Genomic DNA, 1,482 nt, shown 5'->3' with positions numbered 1-1,482 from the left:
ACGCTCCAGGCGGAGCGGGAACACCGCCACCACGCCGTCATCGAGCAGGTCATCGCGGACAGCAAAGCCTCCGCCCTCGCCCACCTGCCCTCCGGACACTTCCACGCCAACTCCGCCTGGCTCACCCTGTGGGCCCTCACCTACAACCTGCTGCGTGCCACCGGCGCGCTCGCCTCCGCCTTCCACACCAGGGCCACCACCGCGACCCTTCGTGCCCACCTGATCCACGTCCCGGCCCGGATCGCCCGTTCCGCACGGCGCATCACCCTGCACCTGCCGCACAACTGGCCCTGGCAGCACGCCTGGAGACACCTCTTCGACACCGTCCACGCCCCGCCCGAACCCGCCTGACCGTCCCTGCCCCCCCGCCCGCCAGGGCCCGACCGGAACCGAACCTGTGGAAAAGCTGGGCAGACCAGCGGATACCACCTACCCACACCCGGCCCACCCGGCACAGAACCCGACCGAAGCCCACCAGAAGATCACTTTCAAACCACGTCGGTGGATCGAGGCTTAGCGGCCGGTACGGCTGGCTGCCGCCGCAGCGGCAGCGTGCTGCCTGCGGTTTTACTCGGTCTGCTCGGGCTGCGCCTCGTCCTGGGACGTTGCGGCCGTCTGCCCGGCCAGGTTGGGGGCGGTGTAGTAGACGGAGGAGCCCTGCTTGGTGCGCTGGGCCTGGTTCTTGGCCACGAGGTTTTCGAGGGTGGTGCGCACGACGGTGGTCTTGATGCCGCGCTCGGGGTGGGCCGTTTCGAGTGCGGTGGTGACTTCGGCCGCGGAGCGCGGTTCGCTCTGCTTGGTGAGATGGCTGCGGATGAGCTCGACCAGCGTGGGCCGGGTCGCCTTTGCGGCTACGGCGTTGCCCGCGGGCTTCTTGCCGGCCACCGCCTTCTTGGTCGCGGTGCGGTCCTGTGCGTCGGCTGCCTTCTTCCCTCGTGTCCGCTTTCCGGCGCCAGACTCACCAGCCGTCTCCTTGTTACGGGGACCGGGCACTGCGGTACTGTGCGGAGCGGCCGCAGGCTGCGCCGACGTGGGCGAAACGTCCAGTGCCTGCTGCACGTTGACCAGCACGGAGTGGTCGTGCTGCAGAGCAGCCAGCTGCTCCTGGAGCGCGGCGATGTCCGAACTGATGCGGTCCTGCTCCTTGGCGTTGCGTTCGAGGTCGCTGGTCACCTGGGCGGCGTACTGCGACGTCAGTCCGGTAGTTGCCGTGGTGCTCTCCGACATGATGTTGACCCTCCTCGTATCTAACCGGGTGTGTCAGATCTGTGGCGCAGGCGCCGAGCGCCCTTGCACGTGTGTTCTCGGGCCGCTGATTGAACAGCGGTGGTCACTGCAGTGAATGGCCCAGCATAGAGGTAGTACGGATGAGTGAAGCGTGTTGTTTCTCTGGCCGGAAAATCACAGCAGCCGAGGGCATGCCGGTGCCTGCTCGGGGCTTGGGTGAAAGTGACTGGGCTTGAGCTGCAGCGGCTGGTCAGA

The 1,482-nt window shown here is 67.5% G+C and carries 2 protein-coding genes; one reads left to right on the top strand and one right to left on the bottom strand.

Features of this window, described 5'->3' with window-relative positions; genetic code table 11:
- Nucleotides 1–351: transposase (locus ACWDA7_RS52875; RefSeq protein ID WP_450615372.1), on the top strand; the 351-nt coding region annotated here is incomplete at its 5' end.
- Nucleotides 352–567: 216 nt separating this feature from the next.
- Here the strand turns inward: ACWDA7_RS52875 and ACWDA7_RS52870 are convergent.
- Nucleotides 568–1,227, bottom strand: coding sequence for a hypothetical protein (locus tag ACWDA7_RS52870; RefSeq protein WP_450615371.1), 660 nt, complete (start codon nucleotides 1,225–1,227; stop codon nucleotides 568–570).
- Between the last annotated feature and the right edge of the window lie 255 nt (nucleotides 1,228–1,482).

The sequence above is a fragment of the Streptomyces sp. NPDC001156 genome (genome assembly GCF_053598275.1).
Note: the sequence above shows the minus strand (reverse complement) of the source record. Positions and strands in the feature narration are given on the sequence as shown.

Bases quoted from the DNA above. Each gene is read 5' to 3' on its own strand.
- ACWDA7_RS52870 (WP_450615371.1), bottom strand. From the start codon at position 1,227: ATGTCGGAGAGCACCACGGCAACTACCGGACTGACGTCGCAGTACGCC.